This window comes from Pseudomonas sp. MNR3A (assembly GCF_009650575.1).
In the GTDB taxonomy this organism is placed as follows: Bacteria; Pseudomonadota; Gammaproteobacteria; order Pseudomonadales; family Pseudomonadaceae; genus Aquipseudomonas; species Aquipseudomonas machongensis.
In genome coordinates this window covers 89,843-109,213 of the sequence record NZ_VZZS01000006.1, presented here as the reverse complement: position 1 = coordinate 109,213, position 19,371 = coordinate 89,843, and the positions used below count along the sequence as shown (strand labels likewise).

Below are 19,371 nucleotides of genomic sequence, written 5' to 3'. Positions count from 1 at the left end.
TCGGACAGCCAGGCAGGATTCATCAGGATAGTGAATGCAAGCCCATGACCGTTCAGTCAGTGCCGAACGAGTCGACCTGCAAGGGGCAGACACACAAATGGAATCTTTCAGGTCCGGCAACAGTCCGAATTTACAAGAGGCCAGCAGTTCCAGGCCCTTGACCCCAACCACGCAAGGATTTCGCCCATGACCACGATCCTCATCATCATTCTGATCCTGCTGCTGATCGGTGGCTTACCGGTCTTCCCCCATTCGCGCAGCTGGGGTTATGGCCCGTCCGGCATCGTCGGTGCCGTACTGGTGGTGCTGCTGGTGCTGTTATTGCTCGGGATGATATGACGCCACCGCCATGCCGCCAGTGGCGGCATGGCGATTGAGCTGGCGATCCAGCTGCTGCATCGCCGCGTGCAACGCGCGCACGTCCGCACTCAATTGCTCCGGTGCGGGTGACGGCTGGGCGCAGGTTCGTTCGAGACGTTCGCACAATTCCACCAGAGTACTGGCGCGCACGATGCGCGCAGCGCCCTTGACCCGATGGGCCAGTTGCGCAAGTGCCTGCGGCTGGTGCCTGAACGTCTGCAAGCATTTGAGATCACTACGGTTGCTGCTGCGTAGATCGGACAGCAAGGCACTGAGCGCAGCTTGGTCCTTGCCCACCAGGTGCATCAGATGGCCCATGTCCAGAATCGATTGGCCGCATGCGCTCGCCTCTGAGGGTGGACGACACGCCGTCAGTACCCGCTCCAGGTCTTGCAGCCCCAGCGGCTTGAACAGGCAACTGTCCATGCCCGCAGCCCGGCAGCGGTTTCGCTCATCGACCAGGGCGCTGGCCGTGAGCCCGATCACCCGACAGCGCGGACGCTCGCTGCGCCGCTCATGTTCGCGGATTGCCCGCGCCAGTGCGTGCCCACCGAGCCGAGGCATGTTGCAATCGCTGATCACTACATCGAAATGCTCCTTGAGCCACAAGCGCAGGGCCTGCGTGCCGTCTTCGGCGACGCGGGCCTGATGGCCGAGGTAATCGAGCTGTTGGGCCAGCAACAGGCGGTTGGCAGGGTAGTCATCGACAACCAGCACCCGCAACCTGGCGAAGTGCGCCATGGGCGTGGGCACGGAGGGCTCCTCACGGGCTTCCTGCGCGATCAGCAAAGGCAGCTCAAGGTGAATGCACACCCGTGTTCCCTGCCCCAGCACACTGTCCAGCATCAGGTGCCCTCCCATCATCTGGCACAGGCTGCGGCTGATGGCCAAACCCAGCCCGGCGCTGTGACGTGGCGATTGTCGATGGTTGCTGGCCTGGCGAAACAGTTGGCCAAGGGCGGCCAGCTCATCGGCGGCAATGCCGATTCCGGTGTCCTCCACGGCCAGCTCGACCGCCAGCCTGGCCCCCTGCGCACGCGCCTGCAAATCAACCCGGACATGACCCTCGCCGGTGAACTTGATCGCATTGCTCAGAACGTTGGCGAGGATCTGCTTGAAGCGCAGAGGATCGAGCATGACCTCGCACGCCTGTGCACCGCGCATGTTCAGTTCCAACACCAGGCCCTTGGCCCGCGCCTGCGCTTCGAACAACTGAACCACGCTGGCCACCTGCTCGCCCAGCACGACACGCTGCGGCGCCAGTTGCAAACGCCCGGCTTCGATCCGGCTGACATCGAGAATGTCACCGATCAACTCGAGCAGGCCGCGCGCGGCATCGGTGGCCACTTCGATGGCCATGCGGTCGAGAACACCCTGGCCCGCCTTGCGCTGGGCCAGTTCGAGCATGCCCAGCAGCGCGTGTAGCGGAGTGCGGATTTCATGGCTCATGGTGGTGAGAAAGCCAGTCTTGGCCTGGTTCGCCGCCTCCGCCTCGCGGCGCGCCCGTGCCGCCTCTCGCTGCAGACGGCGCAGGTAACGAATCCACACCAGCGCCAGCAACAGCAGGCCCAAGGCCGCCGCGAAGCCACCCAGGATCTTGCCACGATAGCGTGACCAGACCCCATCCCCCACGATCAGTGGATTGCGCCAGCGGCGCACCAGGGCATCGGTTTCCTGTGGGGCAAGGCTGAGCAGGGCCTTGTTCAGGATGCCCTGCAACGTCTGCTCGCCGCGCGCCGTGGCCAGCGCAAAGTGAGCAGGCGGCAAGGATACGCTGGCCGCGATCTTCACGCGCCCCGGATACCAACGGGCGATCATCGGCCGCGCATCGTCGTAGGTCAGCACCGCCGCGCTCACCTGACCGCGTGCCACCGCGTGCAGTGCCTCGAGAGCCCCGCCATAGGCCTGCAAGCGGATACGCGGGTAGCGCTGGGCCAGGAGGTCCGGCACGGCACTGCCCAGGATCACACCCAATCGGTGCCCCTCCAGCCCGACCAGGCTCGCAGGGCCGGAGGCGTCTTCACGCGTGACCAGCACCCGTGCTGCGCTCAGGTAAGCCCGACTGAAACTCAGCTCGCGGGCCCGCTGCGGGCTGTAGGGCAAACCGGCAATCACCTGCGCACGCCCCTGACGCACCCACTCGATCATCTGCTCGATAGTGCCTGAGGCTTGCACCTCGAAACGCAACCCGGTGCGCTGGCTGATCAATTGCAGGATGTCCAGGCTCAGCCCCTGCAGCCCCGCCTTGGCATCGCGATAGCTCAGAGGTAGCAACTGTTCGTCCAGCACCACCTTGACCACAGGATTGTCACTGATCCAGCGCTGCTCGGAGGTGCTCAACTGCAAGGCAGCAGGATCGTAGGCCGCCATCGCCAACGGGCTCCAGCGTCGGCGGATCTGCTCATGCTGGGGCTCGCCAAGGCTGGCGAGGGCTTCATCGACCAAGGTCGCCAGCGGCCCGGTCGAGTCGAGCATGGCGAAGCCGATCGCCTGTGAATCCAGGTCGGCACGACCGACCGCCTCGACCCCGAACAGCTGACTGCGCCCCAGCAGGTAGCGTCCTTTGTGCTCATCCCCGATATACACATCGGCCTGACCCAGTACCAGCGCGGCCATGGCACTGAACGGCGAGGCATGCCACTGGACCTGCGCCAGCGGGTAACCTGCCAGAACCTGTTCCAGTGAGCGATAGCCTTCGACCATGGCCAAGCGCATACCGGGCTCATGCCCTGGTCCAGGTGCGCCGACCGGTCGGGCCGCCATCAGCATGGGCCGGTCCTCGGCATAGGGATGCGACAAGCGCAAGCCGGCATCCTGAGCCTGGCGAGCGGTCACCGAACCGACCAGGTCGATGCGTGCATCACGCAAGGCTGCAAAGGCCTCGTTCTGCGTGGCAAAGACCTGCACCTCGACCTGCATGCGCAACCGTGCCGCCACCAGGCTGGCGTAGTCGGCAGTGATACCCTCATAGGTCTGGCCGGTGCCCAGCAGGTCGAAAGGGGGATCGTGTCGTTCGACGATACCCAGGCGCAACCGGCTTCGCTCCCACAACCAGCGCAGGGCGGCTTGCGTCGGTTCGATGGCCGGCCCCTTCAGGGCAACCCCCGAATGCAACTGGGTGGCAGTTGCTTGCGACGGGGCGATCAGGCACAACAGCAGCGCCATCGACAGGGCTCGGCCGAGCACTGGACAGCTCTAGATCAAAAGATTGCGGCGAGCGAAATCCGCGAGATCGATGAGCGAACGGACCCGAAGCTTTTCCAGCAGGCGGCTCTTGTAGGTGCTGATGGTCTTGTTGCTCAGCAACATCGCATCGCCGATTGCCTTGTTGCTCAAGCCCCTCGCCAACTGCTGGAGAACCATCAATTCACGGTCGGTGAGGCTGGCGATGCACTGCGCCTCGCTGGCCTTGAGATCCTGCCGGTGCACCGAGCTGAACGCCACCTGCGGAAAGTAGGTGTAACCGGAAAGCACGGCGCGCACCGCCTTGTTCAGTTCACCAAGATCATCGGTCTTGGACACATAGCCGGCGGCGCCGGCCTGCATGCAACGCAGCGAATAGGCCTCGGCCAGTTGCGAGGTAAGGATCAGCGACTTGGCCGGATGCTCCAGGCTACGCATCCGGGCGATCACCTCCAGGCCATCCAGGCCAGGCATGGTGATGTCCAGGATCACCAGATCCACCGGTTCCTGGCGCATCAACCGCAGCGCATCGATACCATTGTCCGCCTGCCCGACGACCTCCAGCCGCTCCTGGCGCAACAGCATGCACACGGTCGAGCGGATGAAAGGATGGTCGTCGACCACCAGTACCCTGCTCATGCTCGTTCCTCGCTCGTCATGTCCATGGACTACAACTCGGCATCGAAAACGACGGTAACCAGGCCACTGTAGGTACTTCCGGCATTGGCCAGCATGCCGCGTACCTGATCGGATTCGATGGCGAAGTGCAACTGCCCGGGGCGATTCGCCACCGGCTGAACCGACTCGAACTGCAATGCCATGGCGCGCCCGGTGGGCAGCGGCAGTCGCTGCACCGCGCCGCCCCCATGCTGGATCCCCCCAGGCAGGCTGAGCGCCACTTCCAGGTCGGCCTGATGGCTGGCGGCATCCCGGATCGCGCACCCGGTACCACTGTCGTGCTGACACAGCTTGTAGACCTTGAACGGGCCGGTCGACCACACCCGGAAAGGCAAGTCGCGATAAAGCCGCTGTGGAACCCGCCCGCCCCCCAGCCATGCCTGCCAGCCGCCTCGTGGTTCGAGCACGGCGCGCTCGGATCCTGGGGGAAACTCGAACAGGAAGGCATGCTGCACATCCAATTCGAAATTGACGGTCAGTGTGTCGCCGCTAAGCGCTGACACTCCATTACCGAAGTCAAAGTCCATGCCCGGACCGATGCGGTAGGTGGTGGAACCTCGATAGATGCCAGAACGCAGGCGGTAAGGCGGCGGTAGGTCGAGCTGGAAGGCGACGCTGGTTTCCTGCACGTCGAGGTTCTGGCTGAAGCCCGCTGCAGCGTAACCACCATCTGCAGTGCAGGCTCCCGGGGAGGTCGGATTGCCGATGCTCCAGAGGAAGGAGATAAGGGCGGGACGGAATTGCGAGACATTGCCGATACTGCTGCAACCGCCCTCCACCCTTGCCTGGTAAAGCGTATGTCGATTGATATTCGCGCCGAGCACGCGTTGGCTGAGCGCCGTCCACTCGAACACCATACGCCGCGAATCGAGCCCGTCATCAGAGCGCACCTCGATCTCGCGTCGAGCGGGAACCTTGACGAAGAAGGTATCGCGCACATCCGAAGCTGCACGGATCGTCGTCTTGGTATAGGTGATAGGCAGGGTCACGGTCATCTGCTCACGGCAGCTCGAACCCCAGCTCTGACAAAGCCCGCCAGGCGGCGTAGTATTCTCGAACCGTCCCGATCCGCCGCCATTGTATTTCGCAGTCAAGGTCACCTCCAGGGCAGGGGCAACCGGTGCGACCAGCAGCATGAGCCATAGCCAGGCGCGACCGATATGCGCAAGGCGACCGCGTCCTGCGAGGCGGCTCATCCTTCCACCACGACATCGCGGCGTTCGGCACCTTCATGCAGGTCGAAGCGATGTTCCTTTTCCACATGACCACTGAATTGTCGGCTACGCCCCGGCAACAAGTGATGCTTGGTGGCCGCATCACAGGTCTGCGCCGCCACGTGGCACTGACGGAAACGGTCCAGGACTACACTGGCGTTGCCAGCGTTGGTCACTTCCAACTGACCAGCCTGACGGCGAATCCGGGTATCGAAACGCGCCTGCTGCGGGCGCACGAACAGCAACGAACCGTAACCGGCCAGCAGGTTGACGCCAGCCTGCAAGTGCTCACGGTAGCTGCGTGCCTCTTTTTCATCGACGGCAAAGCCATCGCCGCGCTCAGGCAGCATCGGTACGAAGCGCAGGCGGAAATAGCGCTCCTGATCTCGTGGCCCTCGGTACAGAAGGCGCACAGCCTGCATGCCACCAGCAGGCACGATCAGCCGGGCAGGACTGGCGATCAGCCCTCGCTGTTCCAGCGCCAGGCCATCAGTCGCGACCTCACGAGCACTGCCGTCTGCGTCATACACCAGCTCCACCACGCTGATCCTGACGAAGGCCGTGGTGTCGCCACCATTGCGTACCCGTTTGAGCAAGGTGCTTCGGTCACCTTCAAGGTAGTCGTAAAGCCCACCGATGTTCAGTTCCGGAGCCGCGTGTAATGACAGCGGCATCGTCAGCAGCAGGGCCATCAGGCCGCGGATATCCATGCGATAAATCTCCATGCAATCAATGTGATATTAGGGGGGCGTCGGGCGCGTGGCCATGCACCGATGCGAGCGATACTTCCCAAAACGCGATGAGAAAACTCCTACAAAAAGCAGGCGCTGTGCACTTCTCAACCACTGCGTGCATCCGTGGCAGGGTCCCCTTTGCCCGCCAGTTCACCGGGCCTGCACTGCTGGTCACCGGCCAACAGCACATCGCCCTCGCGCACCAGTCGCGAAGGGTCAAGCGCCAGCAAGCAGACCGCTGCCCCCTTGAGACGGACCTCGAGAGTCGGAGTCGCCTCGCTCATTTCAACGGCGAAGAAACCGTCGACTTCAGTGACGCTGCGGCTGGCGTGATTGATTACCTGCGCGCCCCGCAAGGGCTGGCCCTTGTCGTCGAACAAGCGTCCCAGCACCGTGACCGTGCGCATCACCCGCAACTGGCGATAGGCGATGCCGCCTCGGTTCAGGTGGTAATCCAGGCTGGCGGGCTGGATCAACGCCGCAGTGGGGTCGATACCTTCGAAGTCGAACTGCACGCTGCCGGGCTTGTAGGCCGCGACCGGGATCACGTTGCGCCCGGGGCGCAGGACGGCGGTGCTGCCATTGGGGTCTTCGGCGTGCAGTTTCAGGTCGGGCAAGTCACTGTCGACGTCGACAATCAGACCCGCCTGATGCGGCAGGTACTGGCCGCTCATTGCAACCTTGCCGCCCCCAAGCGCAAGCAGGCTCTCCAGGTTCACGCCACCGCCGAACTCGCCGTTGTAGGAAGATTGCTGAACGTAGGCATCGCCATGCATCACCTCGTTTTCGAACTGGGTATCGCCGCCCAGCCCCACGCCATAGCGGTCGGCACTCATCGTTGCACCGACACTGCGCAGCGGCCCGAGCTCGAGGTCTTGCTGATAGGTCAGCGAGGTGTTGATGTCGCGCCCGCCATCACGAGAAGTGCGGGTACCGACAGTCGCCGACAACCGCCGTCCCTTGCCGCCTCCCAGGCTCATGCTCAGCGCCAGGTTGACCCCGCGGCTGCGTGACTCCCCCGTGGCCAACGTGCCGGGGCGGTCGAACACCGACAGCCGCCAGTTGGCATCGGAGCCGAACAGCCGTCCGTAATACGACCACCCCAAATCCAGCCCCAACCCCTCGCTGGCACCGCTGCTGTGCGACACCCGCAGGTTGGCAGTGTGCCGCGGGTCCAGGCGCTGACTCAGCGACACCGAGGTCTGCCGGGTCGCCAGCGCCGCATGAGGGCGCCGGGTGGTCGTCTGGGGGGTGAGCCAGGAGCGGCTGTGGCTGGCCACCAGGGAGGTGGTCTCGAAATTGCCCACGGCCTGCAGGTCGTAGCCGTTGCCATAGCCCCGGGCCTGATAGAGGTTGCCATACAGCTTGAAGCGCTCGTGCACATCCCAGTCCAGCGAAGTGCCGAACTGCTGCTGCTCATCGATCTGCTGCACGGAAACCCCCACCACTGCGCGTGGATGCAGGAGGTAGTTGGCAAGGATGCCGCCACTGGGACTGTCGTCATGCTCACGTGACCAGTTGCTCAGCACACTGCTCTGGCGCCCCAGGTAGACGTTGTAGCGCCAACGCCCGCCGCGGCTGCTCCAGTTGCTGGGTTTGTAGATGAATGCCTGGTCGCGCGAGGTGACCTGGCCATCCTCGACCAGACGCACCTCGACTTCGTAGATGCCACCGGGCAGCACCCGGGTGTCCAGGGTCTGCAAGCCAGGCTGCACAGGCTGGCTGTTGATCAGCACACCGTTGCGGTAGATCTCGACGATCGCCGGTCGGTCGGGGGTGACATAGATCGGGGTGGTGCTGGGCATGCCGGTATCCAAGGCCAACCCGTCGCTGCTGCCGAACATCAGCCCCAGTGTAGTGTCGGGGCTGGCCCCGTTCAGCCGTGGCTGGCGCGTCAGGCCCTGGGCACTGGGGGTGAAGTAGCCGAGCCGATAGAAGTGATCTTCGACCAGGCGTTCGGCATACAGCTGCTCGACGTGATAACGGGTCGAGGCGTCGGCCTCGCTGCCACGGTCGAGTTGGCCATCGGCCAGGGCGGTCCAGTGACCGATGCTGCCCTGGCCCTGCAGTGCAAAGCGCCCAGTACCGCCGCGCCCATCTCCGACCAGGTTGAGCTGGTTGCGCAGCAACAGGCCCGTGCTTCCTTGCTCTGGCGGCTGGTGAAAACGAGGTACCTGCCCGGCGCTTTCGGCCTGGAGGGTGAGCAACGATAACTGTGAGTTGACCAGGCTGTAGTGCACGGCCTGAAGCCCATCGGGACAATCCTGAAGACAATCTCCGAGCGGTCGCGGTCGAGCCAGACGCTCCTGCCAGCGCTGGCGCAGGCTTTCGGGCTCGCGGCTCTCGTCGGTTTCGGTGAACTCGAGCAGTTGCACCTGCTCGTCACGCCCCAGGACCACCATGGCATCGCCCAGGTAGCGGCCGTCCAGGTCCACCCGCACCGCCAGCGGCACATCGAAGAAATGCCCCTCGAATTCACGCGGCAAACCCTCGACCCGCCCGAGGGTTGCAGAGGCAGCAAGGCCGATCCGGGGCATCAGGGCGATGCAGGCGCCCACGAGCAGGCAATGGCGGAGCGCGGCGGGGATAGGTTGAAAGATTGGCATAGGCATCATGGCAGGCAATGCCCGCCCCGCCCTGACAAGCATCAGACAGGGGCAGCAACGGGCAATGGAAAGCAGGGAGTGAGCGAATCAGGGGGTGGCGGTTTCGAACATCATGCTCACCAGCCCCTGGTAGCTGCCGGGCACATAGCCGCCGGCTGGCGCGGCTTGAGCCGCGATCTCGAAACCGACCACCGCACCCGGCGCTGCCTGCGCCGCGGTGATGACTTCAGTGGAGGTGGTGCTGAGTGTCGTGCCGGCCACCGACACATCCAGGCCGATGCTGTTCACGCCGTCGCTGACCGCCGCCGGCGACACCAGGTAAGCGGTGATCGGGCCAACGGTGCTCTTGACCTGCAACTGCTTGCGGATCGGCTGCAGTTCGCTGCGGAACGAGTTCCAGGATAGTTCTTGCGGGTCGTTCATCCAGTTGCCGCCCACCGGCTCGACGAAGAAGGCATCGGTAGGCACCTGTGCGGTGACCTGGACCTGCTTTTCGATAGGGTCGACGGCATATGCCGATGCGGCGGTAAACAGTGCGAGGGGCAGGGCCACGAACAGACGTTTCATGAGGAAATCTCCTTGAAGTGATGAGGCGGAATAACGCTTGACTGCGTCACCTGGCTCATTATTCGCGGAGTAATCGACGCATTAACTCAGACCCTTCCCAGCGAGCTTGGGAAATTTCCCAGGGATAGAGAAATGCCATCAATCAGAAACGACGACGCCCCGGCAAGCGGGGCGTCGTACTCGGCATCAACGATCAGTGGGAAACCGCACCACTGGCGCCCAGGCCGGTCTGCGAGCGAACGAACTGCGGGTAGAACAGTGCACGCTCGTCATCGGCAGCCTTGGACTTGTCGGTGACCGAGAAGAACCAGATACCCGCGAAGGCGATGATCATGGAGAACAGTGCCGGGTACTCGTACGGGTAGATGGCTTTTTCATGACCGAGGATCTGCACCCAGATGGTCGGGCCGAGGATCATCAGGCCAACCGCGCTGATCAGGCCCATCCAGCCGCCGATCATGGCGCCGCGGGTGGTCAGCTTCTTCCAGTACATCGAGAGCAGCAGTACCGGGAAGTTGCAGCTTGCGGCGATGGAGAAGGCCAGGCCAACCATGAAGGCGATGTTCTGCTTCTCGAACAGGATACCCAGGCCGATCGCCAGGACGCCCAGCGCGACGGTGGTGATCTTCGACACGCGGATCTCGTCCTTGTCGTTGGCCTTGCCCTTGCGCCAGACGCTGGCGTACAGGTCGTGGGACACCGCCGAAGCGCCTGCCAGGGTCAGGCCGGCAACTACAGCCAGGATGGTGGCGAAGGCCACCGCCGAGATGAAGCCGAGGAAGATGCTGCCACCCACGGCGTCGGCCAGGTGCACCGCCGCCATGTTGTTACCGCCCAGCAGGGCGCCGGCGGCGTCCTTGAAGTCCGGGTTGGTGCTGACCAGCAGGATCGCGCCGAAGCCGATGATGAAGGTCAGGATGTAGAAGTAACCGATGAAGCCGGTGGCATACAACACGCTCTTGCGCGCTTCCTTGGCATCGCTGACGGTGAAGAAGCGCATCAGGATGTGCGGCAGGCCTGCGGTGCCGAACATCAGCGCCAGGCCCAGCGAGAAGGCCGAGATCGGATCCTTGACCAGGCCGCCCGGGCTCATGATCGCCTCGCCCTTGGCATGCACCTTGATCGCTTCGGAGAACAGGGTGTTGAAGTCGAAGCCCACATGCTTCATCACCATCAGCGCCATGAAGCTGGCACCGGAGAGCAGCAGCACGGCCTTGATGATCTGCACCCAGGTCGTGGCCAGCATGCCACCGAACAGCACGTAAAGGCACATCAGGATGCCGACCAGGATCACCGCGACGTGGTAGTCCAGGCCGAACAGCAGCTCGATCAGCTTGCCCGCGCCGACCATCTGCGCGATCAGGTAGAAGGCCACCACCACCAGCGAGCCCGAGGCCGACAGGGTGCGGATCTCTTTCTGCCCGAGGCGATAGGAAGCAACGTCGGCGAAGGTGTACTTGCCCAGGTTGCGCAGGCGCTCGGCGATCAGGAAGAGGATGATCGGCCAGCCGACCAGGAAGCCGATCGAGTAGATCAGGCCGTCGTAGCCGGAGGTGAACACCAGCGCGGAAATACCCAGGAAGGAAGCAGCCGACATGTAGTCACCGGCGATCGCCAGACCGTTCTGGAAGCCGGTGATGCGCCCGCCTGCGGCGTAGTAGTCCGAAGCCGACTTGTTGCGTTTCGAGGCCCAGTAGGTAATCCCCAGGGTGAAGCAGACGAAGGCCAGGAACATGATGATCGCCGACATGTTCAACGGCTGTTTCTGCACCGCGCCGCTGATTGCATCGGCAGCCCACACGGCGGGTGCGAAGGCACCGCAGGCCAGTACGGCCAAGGTTTTGGCGTGACGAATCATTGCTGCGCCTCCTTCAGGATCGCCTTGTTCAGCTCATCGAACTCGCCGTTGGCACGCCGCACATAGATGGCGGTGAGGACGAATGCCGAGAGGATCAGGCCGACGCCCAGAGGAATGCCCCAGGTGATGGAAGAGCCGGGGCTGAGTTTGGCGCCGAGAATCTGCGGGCCATAGGCGATGAGCAGGATGAAAGCGCAGTAGAGGCCAAGCATGATCGCCGACAGGAGCCAGGCGAAACGTTCGCGTTTGGTGACCAGCTCCTTGAAGCGCGGACTTTCTTGTATCGATCGGTAGATGCTGTCGTTCATTGTTTTTGTCCTAGCAGCAACACAGTAAGGGGAGAACCCGCCTTAACTTTATGCTGCCGGTGGACGCCAACCAGACGACCTTAGTCTTAGATGCAACAGTCTTTTACCATTCGGGTAACAAAGTCAGGGCCAATGCGCACTTTGTAGGAGCGGGTTTAACCGCGAAAAGTACCCACTGGCCCTATCGGTTATTTACCCGTCCACTCCTTGACCCGCTCAGGATGCTTGGCCACCCAGTCCTTGGCCGCCGCTTCAGGCTTGGCCCCTTCCTGGATCGCCAGCATCACTTCGCCGATCTCGTCCTTGGACTGCCACTGGAACTTCTTGAGGAACTCGGCCACTTCCGGCGCCTTGGTCGCCAGTTCCTTGCTACCGATGCTGTTGACGGTTTCCGCCGCACCATAAACGCCCTTGGGATCTTCGAGGAACTTGAGTTTCCATTTGGCGAACATCCAGTGCGGCACCCAGCCGGTGACCGCGATCGACTGCTGCTTGGCATACGAACGCCCAAGTTCCGCCGTCATCGCCGCGCCGGAGCTTGCCGTCAGCTTGTAGCCGGTGAGGTCGTAGTCCTTGATCGCCTGCTCGGTCTTGAGCATGACTCCGGAGCCTGCATCGATGCCGACGATCTTCTGCTTGAAGCTGGTGTCGGTCTTGAGGTCGGCGATGCTGTTGGCCTTGACGTACTCCGGCACGATCAGGCCGATCTTGGCATCCTTGAAGTTGGGGCCGAAGTCGACCACGTTATCCTTGTTCTTGGTCCAGTATTCGCCATGGGTCACCGGCAGCCAGGCCGAGAGCATGGCATCGAGCTTGCCGGTGGCGACACCCTGCCACATGATGCCGGTGGCCACCGCTTGCAGCTTCACGTCGTAGCCGAGTTTCTGCTTGATCACTTCGGCAGCCACGTTGGTGGTGGCGACGCTGTCGGCCCACCCGTCCACGTAACCGATGCTTACTTCCTTGGCCATGGCCTGTGCAGCACCCATGGCCAACACCAGGGCGCCGGTCACGCCCAGGAAACGTCGCATTCTTGTAGTAGTCGCCATCAAAGCATCCCCTCGTCAGGTCTTGGAGATTGCATCATCAACCTGCAACACAGCGCGACCTGCTCCGTCAGCGACCTTTACCCAACGATAAGCGACAGCACTTCGCCATTAGCGTCATCCACGCGCGGAGTTCTGCGCGATCCTTGCATGCCAAACTGTTGGCGCCGGGCTACTATCAGCGACTCTCAACCGATGACCCGCGCCAGACGATGGACCGCTCGATGCCCAGCACGCCCCGCACCACCCTCCTCTACCTGATCACCTGCCTGTTCGCCCTGCTCAGTCTCGGTGCATTCTGGTATGGCCTGGGCAAGCCGGTGCACCTGCCCGATGCGGCGAGCCCGTCGCACAAATTGCAGTGCGCCTCCTACACCCCCTTCGACAAGGACCAGTCGCCCTTCGACCAGCCATTTCGCCTGCGCCCTGCGCGCATGGACGCCGATCTGGCGTTGCTGGCCGAACGCTTCCAGTGCATCCGCACCTATTCGATGACGGGGCTTGAGGCGATTCCGGCGCTGGCGCGCAAGCACGGACTGAAGGTGATGCTCGGTGCCTGGGTCAATGCCAACCCGGTAGACACCGACAAGGAGGTGGCGCTGCTGATCGAGGCGGCCAACGCCAACCCGGACGTGGTCAGCGCAGTGATCGTCGGCAACGAGGCGCTGCTGCGCAAGGAGGTCACCGGCCAACGCCTGGCCGAACTGATCACTCGGGTGAAAGCCCAGGTGCAGGTCCCGGTGACCTACGCCGACGTCTGGGAGTTCTGGCTCCAGCACCCGGAAGTGGCGCCAGCGGTGGACTTCCTGACCATCCACCTGCTGCCCTACTGGGAGGACGATCCACGCGGCATCGAGGACGCCCTGGCGCATGTCGCCGAGGTACGTCAGGTGTTCGGCAACCGCTTCGCCCCCAAGGACGTCATGATCGGCGAAACCGGCTGGCCCAGCGAAGGCCGCCAGCGCGAGACCGCAGAGCCAAGCCGGGTCAACGAGGCACGCTTCATTCGGGGCTTCGTCGCGATGGCCGAGGCCAACGGCTGGCACTACAACCTGATCGAAGCTTTCGACCAGCCCTGGAAACGCGCCAGCGAAGGCGCCGTGGGTGGCTATTGGGGGCTGTACGACGCTGATCGGCAGGACAAAGGCGTACTCGAAGGGCCAGTCAGCAACCTGCCACTGTGGCCACAGTGGTGGCTGGCCAGCGCGTTGCTGGTGTTGGCAACCCTGGGCCTGGCCGGGCGCCCGGCGCACGCCCGCGCGGCGTTGCTGTTACCGCTGCTGGCGGCAGTCGGCGCGGGCAGCCTGGGGCTGTGGGGCGAGCTGATGCGCACCAACGCGCGCTTTGTCGCTGAGTGGCTGTGGGCGGCAGCGCTGGCGGGCCTGAACTTGCTGGTACTGGCCCATGCCGCGCTGGCCCTGGCCCGACGCGAAGGCTGGCGTGAGCGGTTGTTCGCCTGGCTGCAGGCGCGAGCGGGATGGTGGCTGCTGGCAGCGGGATTCGCAGCGGCGGTGAGCATGCTGGCAATGGTCTTCGATCCGCGCTATCGCAGCTTCCCCAGCGCAGCGCTGCTGCTGCCGGCGCTGGTGTACCTGTTGCGACCGGTGGCCGCGCGCAGGGCCGAAGTGGCGCTGCTGGCATTCATCATCGGCGCAGGAATTGCGCCGCAGCTGTATCAGGAAGGGCTGCACAATCATCAGGCCTGGAGCTGGGCGGCGGTCAGTGTGCTGATGGTGGCTGCCCTTTGGCGCAGTTTGCGCAGGGCTTGAAACGGCGGTGTTCTTTTCGCGGGCAAGCCTGCGAAAAGAACACCGGTAAACCTGCTAGCTGGAGGCCCTGACCAACCGCAACCCCGCCAGAACCACCGCAAAAACCCCCAGACTCGCCGTGTACAGCACCAGCGCCGGCACACCTGCCACCAGCGCCAGCACCGCCCCCCACCAGCCAAGCCGTCCCGGCAACACCTGGCACAGCAAGGCCAGCCCCAACGCCACCCAGCCGATCACCTGGAAGTGAATCCACAACCCCAGCAGCGACCGCGCCTGGCACTGCCAGTGTTCGCCAGGCACCGCGCACAGGCCTACCCACTGGCCGTCTTCCATCAGGCCGAAACGCACGCCATAACTGGCCGCCAGCCACACCGGCAGAAACAGCAGCAACGCAACGACAGGCCACCAACGACTCATGCACAGCTCCAGAAAATGTAACCGGCGCTCAGGATAATCCCCCAGGCCTGCCGCGCAAGGCAAAATGGCGCGGTTCGGCTAATGTCGAGGAAGCGGTCATTGCCGCAGCGGCCAACTTCGCGGCAACATCCGCCACAATAAAGGACAGCGCGCCAGGCAACTTTGCCAGGGGCACGATGGTCCTAGCTCCACATTGCCTTGCCGTTCTCCCGGGGGACTCTCCATGCTTCGACCGTTGCGCCTCGTCGCCCTGCTGTGCGGCCTGTTTCTGGCTGCGGCCGCCTCTGCGCGGGACATCGACCCCGCCACCTACGGCTATCCCTTGACCAATCCGTTCGAGGCGACCATTGCCACCACGCCGCCAGACCAGCGCCCGACGCTGCCCAGCGACGACGATATCAACCAGTCCGACTACAGCCTGAACCTGCGCCCAGAGCGCGAATTCACCCTGCCGGACAACTTCTGGCCGGTGAAAAAACTCCGCTACCGCCTGGCACGCCAGGACCACGAAGCGCCATTGGTGTTCATCATCGCCGGCACCGGCGCGCCCTACAGCAGCACCATCGCCGAATACCTGAAAAAACTGTTCTACCAGGCGGGCTATCACGTGGTGCAGCTGTCTTCGCCCACCAGCTGGGACTTCATGAGCGCCGCCTCACGCTTCGCCACGCCCGGCGTGAGCCGCGAGGATGCCGAAGACCTGTACCGGGTCATGCAAGCCGTGCGCGCCCAGCATCCGCGCCTGCCGGTCAGCGAGTTCTACCTCACCGGCTACAGCCTCGGCGCCCTGGACGCGGCGTTCGTCAGCCACCTGGACGAAACCCGGCGCAGCTTCAACTTCAAGCGCGTGCTGCTGCTCAACCCACCGGTGAACCTGTACACCTCGATCAACAACCTCGACAAGCTGGTGCAGACCCAGGTCAAGGGCATCGACCGCAGCACCACCTTCTACGAACTGATGCTGGAAAAGCTCACCCGTTACTTCCAGGACAAGGGCTACATCGATCTGAACGACGCCCTGCTCTATGACTTCCAGAAATCACGCCAGCACCTGTCCAACGAACAGATGGCCATGCTGATCGGCACCTCGTTCCGCTTCTCGGCAGCCGACATCGCCTTCACCTCCGACCTGATCAACCGTCGCGGCCTGATCATTCCGCCGAAGTTTCCGATCACCGAAGGCAGCAGCCTCACGCCGTTCTTCAAACGGGCACTGCAATGCGACTTCGACTGCTACCTGACCGAGCAGGTGATCCCCATGTGGCGTGCGCGCACGGACGGCAACAGCCTGCTGCAACTGATCGACCAGGTCAGCCTGTACGCCCTCAAGGACTACCTCGCCGACAGCCCGAAGATCGCCGTGATGCACAACGCCGACGACGTAATTCTCGGCCCCGGCGACATCGGTTTTCTGCGCAAGGTGTTCGGCGACCGGCTGACCCTTTATCCACACGGCGGCCATTGCGGCAACCTCAACTACCGCGTCAATGCCGACGCCATGCTGGAGTTCTTCCGTGGCTGACAGACTCATACTTGCCCTCGCCCTGCTCGTCAGTACCAGCGCCCTGGCAGCAGAAACCGCACCGCGTACCAGCGTGGTCGAAGCCGATGTGATCGACACGCCTACCGTGGAATCGGACGGCTTCCTCGACCCGCTGCGCGAGCTGAAATTCAACCCCGGTCTCGACCAGCGCGAGTTCGAACGCTCCACCCTGGCCGCGTTGAACGTCTACGACCCGCTGGAATCGATTAACCGGCGCATCTACCACTTCAACTATCGCTTCGACCAATGGGTGTTCCTGCCGGCGGTCGATGGCTACCGCTACATAACCCCGCACTTCGTGCGCACCGGGGTGAGCAACTTCTTCAACAACCTGGGGGATGTGCCCAACCTGTTCAACAGTGTGTTGCAGCTCAAGGTCAAACGCTCGGCGGAGATCACTGCGCGCCTGATGTTCAACACCCTCATCGGCGTGGGTGGCCTGTGGGACCCGGCGACCAAGATGGGGTTGCCACGCCAGAGCGAGGATTTCGGCCAGACCCTGGGCTTCTATGGGGTTCCGGAAGGCCCGTACATCATGCTGCCGATCCTCGGCCCCTCTAACCTGCGCGACACCACGGGGCTGGTGGTGGACTACGTCGGCGAGCGCGAAGCGAATTTCCTCAACGTCGCCGAGGTCAGTACCGACCATCCGGAGATCTTCCTGCTGCGGGCGATCGACCGGCGCTACACCACCAATTTCCGCTATGGCCAGACCAACTCGCCGTTCGAGTACGAAAAAGTGCGCTACGTCTATACCCAGGCGCGCAAGTTGCAGATTTCAGAGTGAGTGCGGCGGGGCCGCCATGCGGCCTCAGCCCACCAACCCCAGAAACTGCTGCAACTCCCGGCGCTTGGCCAGGGCATCGCTGCGCCCCAGTTCGATCAGCTCACTGCAGTAGCTCGCCTCGAACAACAGGTAGCTGAGTACACCGGCCCCGCTGGTCCTGGTCGCTCCGGGCCCACGCAGGAACAGGCGCAACGCAGCCGGCAACTCGCGCCGATGACGTGCCGCGATCTCGTCCAGCGGCTGGCTGGGCGCCACCACCAGTACTTCGATCGGCGCCAGACCCAGGCGCCGGGCGTCCAGATGTGCAGGCATCAGATGACTCAGGTGATTCAGGCGTTGCAACAACTCGATATCGTCTTCGAGGCTGTCGATGAAGGTACTGTTGAGCATGTGTCCGCCGATCTGCGCCAGGCTCGGCTGCTGCCCGCTGAACACCCGTGCACGCTGTACCGGCGGCGCAGGGCGCTGCGGGTTACCGCTGACCCCCACCACCAGTACGCGACTGGCCCCCAGGTGCAGCGCCGGGCTGATCGGCGCAGACTGGCGCACCGCGCCGTCACCGAAGTACTCGTCGCCCAGGCGCACCGGAGCGAAGAGCAACGGGATGGCCGAACTGGCCAGCAGGTGCTCGACGCTCAGCGCAGTGGGTACGCCGATACGCCGGTGCCGCAGCCAGGGTTCGATCGCTTCGCCGCCTTGATAGAACGTCACCGCCTGGCCGGACTCGTAACCAAAGGCGGTTACGGCCACCGCGCGCAGTTGCTCGCTGGCCAGGGCATGGTGGATGCCATCCAGGTCCAGATGCGCCTTGAGCAGCGCCCGCAGCGGGCTGCTGTCGAGCAGCGCTACCGGCATCTGCCGGCCCAGCCCCAGCAGGCTGTGGCTGACGAAACGGCTGGCCTGACGCATGACCCCGGGCCAGTCGCTGCGCAGCACAAGGTGGCTGCGAAAGTTCTGCCAGAAGCGGGTCAGGCGCTGCACCGACTCACCAAAGCGAGTGGCGCCGCTGGCCAGGGTCACGGCATTGATGGCCCCGGCGGAGGTGCCGACGATGACCGGGAAGGGATTGGGCGCGCCAGCGGGCAACAGTTCGGCGATACCGGCAAGCACGCCGACCTGGTAGGCAGCACGGGCTCCGCCGCCGGAGAGGATCAGGCCAGTAGTCGGGGGTGGGGCCATCGGTTCCTTCCTGGTTTGTCGGTTTTGTCAGGATCGGCCCCTTCGCGGGCAAGTCGGGGCGCGAAAGGGCCAGCAGCCATTACCCCGGATCAGCGCTTCTTCTTGTCATACAGCCGCGGCGCCCCTTCGGGCCGCGACTTGAAGCGCCGGTGCGCCCACAGGTACTGCTCGGGGCACTCGCGGAGCACACTTTCGACCCACTGGTTGATGCGCAGGCAGTCGGCCTCCTCGCTCTCCCCCGGGAAATCCTCGAGCGGCGCATGCACCACCAGACGATAGCCGCTGCCATCTTCCAGGCGTTTCTGAGTGAACGGAATCACCCGCGCCTTGCCCAGTCGGGCGAACTTGGTCGTTGCAGTCACCGTGGCGGCGGGGATGCCGAACAGCGGCACGAACAGGCTCTGCTTGGTGCCGTAGTCCTGGTCCGGCGCGTACCAGATCGCCCGCCCGCCGCGCAGCAGCTTGAGCATGCCGCGTACGTCCTCGCGCTCCACTGCCAGGGAGTCGAGGTTGTGCCGCTCGCGACCGCGTCGCTGGATGAAGTCGAACACCGGATTGCCGTGCTCGCGGTACATGCCATCGATGGTGTGCTCCTGGCCGAGCAGGGCCGCGCCGATCTCCAGCGTGGTGAAATGCACCGCCATGAGGATGGCGCCCTGCCCGTCACGCTGGGCTGCCTGCAGGTGCTCCAGACCTTCGATGTGTGCCAGGCGGGCAAGCCTGGCTTTGGGCCACCACCAGCTCATGGCCATTTCGAAGAAGGCGATGCCGGTAGAGGCGAAGTTTGCCTTCAGCAGGCGCTGCCGTTCGTCGCCGGACAGTGCCGGGAAACACAGCTCCAGATTGCGCGCGGCAATGCGCCGACGCTCGCCGGCCAGGCGATACATCACGGCGCCCAGGGCGCTGCCGAGCCACAGCAAGGCTCGGTAAGGCAACTGCACCACCAGCCACAGCAGTCCCAGGCCGAGCCACAGGCCCCAGAAACGTGGATGGAGGAAGTAGGGACGAAAACGCGGACGATCCATTGAAGCTTCCGGTAAGACAAAGGCCTGGCATTCTACAACCTTTGGCCGCAGGTTGCGGCCAATCGGTCTTATCGTTATAAGTCAGGGCACTTTTTTC

At 63.7% G+C, this 19,371-nt stretch carries 16 protein-coding genes; 4 read left to right on the top strand and 12 right to left on the bottom strand.

What is annotated here, in order from left to right:
- Positions 1-186 precede the first annotated feature (186 nt).
- On the top strand, positions 187-339 hold the full coding sequence (locus tag F6X62_RS04780) for a DUF3309 family protein (RefSeq protein ID WP_065862157.1): 153 nt from the start codon (positions 187-189) through the stop codon (positions 337-339).
- On the opposite strand, the gene F6X62_RS04775 is transcribed toward F6X62_RS04780, so the two are convergent.
- The 9 genes from F6X62_RS04775 to F6X62_RS04735 form a co-directional block, all read right to left on the bottom strand.
- Positions 319-3,546, bottom strand: a complete 3,228-nt coding sequence (locus F6X62_RS04775) for a transporter substrate-binding domain-containing protein (protein ID WP_153772844.1) — start codon at positions 3,544-3,546, stop codon at positions 319-321. The two genes, F6X62_RS04780 and F6X62_RS04775, sit on opposite strands and share 21 nt — an antisense overlap.
- Before the next feature lie 9 nt (positions 3,547-3,555).
- On the bottom strand, positions 3,556-4,182 hold the full coding sequence (locus F6X62_RS04770) for a response regulator transcription factor (RefSeq protein WP_153772843.1): 627 nt from the start codon (positions 4,180-4,182) through the stop codon (positions 3,556-3,558).
- A gap of 29 nt (positions 4,183-4,211) precedes the next feature.
- Complete coding sequence (locus F6X62_RS25160; RefSeq protein WP_178117522.1) at positions 4,212-5,417, bottom strand: hypothetical protein; 1,206 nt, start codon at positions 5,415-5,417, stop codon at positions 4,212-4,214.
- The gene (locus tag F6X62_RS04760; RefSeq protein ID WP_153772842.1) at positions 5,414-6,145 is read right to left on the bottom strand and encodes a molecular chaperone; all 732 of its coding nucleotides are present in this window, start codon (positions 6,143-6,145) and stop codon (positions 5,414-5,416) included. The genes F6X62_RS25160 and F6X62_RS04760 overlap by 4 nt, the downstream gene beginning before the upstream one ends.
- Positions 6,146-6,273: 128 nt before the next feature.
- Positions 6,274-8,706, bottom strand: coding sequence for a TcfC E-set like domain-containing protein (locus tag F6X62_RS04755; RefSeq protein ID WP_256673910.1), 2,433 nt, complete (start codon positions 8,704-8,706; stop codon positions 6,274-6,276).
- Positions 8,707-8,862: 156 nt separating this feature from the next.
- Positions 8,863-9,342 (bottom strand): CS1 type fimbrial major subunit, encoded by a 480-nt coding sequence (locus F6X62_RS04750; RefSeq protein WP_153772840.1) that lies wholly within the window; start codon positions 9,340-9,342, stop codon positions 8,863-8,865.
- A gap of 193 nt (positions 9,343-9,535) precedes the next feature.
- On the bottom strand, positions 9,536-11,200 hold the full coding sequence (locus tag F6X62_RS04745; RefSeq protein WP_054893849.1) for a cation acetate symporter: 1,665 nt from the start codon (positions 11,198-11,200) through the stop codon (positions 9,536-9,538).
- Positions 11,197-11,508: a DUF485 domain-containing protein gene (locus F6X62_RS04740; protein ID WP_063545796.1), complete on the bottom strand. Its 312-nt coding sequence runs from the start codon at positions 11,506-11,508 to the stop codon at positions 11,197-11,199. Before F6X62_RS04740 ends, F6X62_RS04745 begins: the two co-directional genes overlap by 4 nt.
- 188 nt (positions 11,509-11,696) lie before the next feature.
- Positions 11,697-12,557 (bottom strand): glycine betaine ABC transporter substrate-binding protein, encoded by an 861-nt coding sequence (locus F6X62_RS04735; RefSeq protein WP_112898939.1) that lies wholly within the window; start codon positions 12,555-12,557, stop codon positions 11,697-11,699.
- A gap of 209 nt (positions 12,558-12,766) precedes the next feature.
- Here F6X62_RS04735 and F6X62_RS04730 point away from each other — a divergent pair, with 209 nt between their 5' ends.
- Positions 12,767-14,323 carry a beta (1-6) glucans synthase gene (locus F6X62_RS04730; protein ID WP_153772871.1) on the top strand — a complete coding sequence of 519 codons (1,557 nt, stop codon included), beginning with the start codon at positions 12,767-12,769 and terminating at the stop codon, positions 14,321-14,323.
- Between the two features lie 54 nt (positions 14,324-14,377).
- Here the strand turns inward: F6X62_RS04730 and F6X62_RS04725 are convergent, their stop codons facing one another.
- A complete protein-coding gene (locus F6X62_RS04725; RefSeq protein ID WP_063545798.1) occupies positions 14,378-14,740 on the bottom strand; it encodes a hypothetical protein in 363 nt (120 codons plus the stop codon).
- 223 nt (positions 14,741-14,963) lie between these two features.
- Between F6X62_RS04725 and F6X62_RS04720 the strand changes: the two genes are divergently transcribed.
- Complete coding sequence (locus tag F6X62_RS04720) at positions 14,964-16,262, top strand: serine/threonine protein kinase (protein WP_153772839.1); 1,299 nt, start codon at positions 14,964-14,966, stop codon at positions 16,260-16,262.
- Complete coding sequence (locus tag F6X62_RS04715; protein ID WP_371926210.1) at positions 16,255-17,070, top strand: VacJ family lipoprotein; 816 nt, start codon at positions 16,255-16,257, stop codon at positions 17,068-17,070. Before F6X62_RS04720 ends, F6X62_RS04715 begins: the two co-directional genes overlap by 8 nt.
- A 24-nt stretch (positions 17,071-17,094) precedes the next feature.
- On the opposite strand, the gene F6X62_RS04710 is transcribed toward F6X62_RS04715, so the two are convergent.
- The gene (locus F6X62_RS04710) at positions 17,095-18,249 is read right to left on the bottom strand and encodes a patatin-like phospholipase family protein (protein ID WP_112898942.1); all 1,155 of its coding nucleotides are present in this window, start codon (positions 18,247-18,249) and stop codon (positions 17,095-17,097) included.
- Between the two features lie 89 nt (positions 18,250-18,338).
- Positions 18,339-19,274 (bottom strand): lipid A biosynthesis lauroyl acyltransferase, encoded by a 936-nt coding sequence (locus F6X62_RS04705; protein ID WP_153772837.1) that lies wholly within the window; start codon positions 19,272-19,274, stop codon positions 18,339-18,341.
- Between the last annotated feature and the right edge of the window lie 97 nt (positions 19,275-19,371).

Bases quoted from the DNA above. Each gene is read 5' to 3' on its own strand.
- F6X62_RS04780 (WP_065862157.1), top strand. From the start codon at position 187: ATGACCACGATCCTCATCATCATTCTGATCCTGCTGCTGATCGGTGGC.
- F6X62_RS04770 (WP_153772843.1), bottom strand. From the start codon at position 4,182: ATGAGCAGGGTACTGGTGGTCGACGACCATCCTTTCATCCGCTCGACC.
- F6X62_RS25160 (WP_178117522.1), bottom strand. From the start codon at position 5,417: ATGAGCCGCCTCGCAGGACGCGGTCGCCTTGCGCATATCGGTCGCGCC.
- F6X62_RS04760 (WP_153772842.1), bottom strand. From the start codon at position 6,145: ATGGATATCCGCGGCCTGATGGCCCTGCTGCTGACGATGCCGCTGTCA.
- F6X62_RS04755 (WP_256673910.1), bottom strand. From the start codon at position 8,706: ATGCCCCGGATCGGCCTTGCTGCCTCTGCAACCCTCGGGCGGGTCGAG.
- F6X62_RS04750 (WP_153772840.1), bottom strand. From the start codon at position 9,342: ATGAAACGTCTGTTCGTGGCCCTGCCCCTCGCACTGTTTACCGCCGCA.
- F6X62_RS04745 (WP_054893849.1), bottom strand. From the start codon at position 11,200: ATGATTCGTCACGCCAAAACCTTGGCCGTACTGGCCTGCGGTGCCTTC.
- F6X62_RS04740 (WP_063545796.1), bottom strand. From the start codon at position 11,508: ATGAACGACAGCATCTACCGATCGATACAAGAAAGTCCGCGCTTCAAG.
- F6X62_RS04735 (WP_112898939.1), bottom strand. From the start codon at position 12,557: ATGGCGACTACTACAAGAATGCGACGTTTCCTGGGCGTGACCGGCGCC.
- F6X62_RS04730 (WP_153772871.1), top strand. From the start codon at position 12,767: ATGGACCGCTCGATGCCCAGCACGCCCCGCACCACCCTCCTCTACCTG.
- F6X62_RS04725 (WP_063545798.1), bottom strand. From the start codon at position 14,740: ATGAGTCGTTGGTGGCCTGTCGTTGCGTTGCTGCTGTTTCTGCCGGTG.
- F6X62_RS04720 (WP_153772839.1), top strand. From the start codon at position 14,964: ATGCTTCGACCGTTGCGCCTCGTCGCCCTGCTGTGCGGCCTGTTTCTG.
- F6X62_RS04710 (WP_112898942.1), bottom strand. From the start codon at position 18,249: ATGGCCCCACCCCCGACTACTGGCCTGATCCTCTCCGGCGGCGGAGCC.
- F6X62_RS04705 (WP_153772837.1), bottom strand. From the start codon at position 19,274: ATGGATCGTCCGCGTTTTCGTCCCTACTTCCTCCATCCACGTTTCTGG.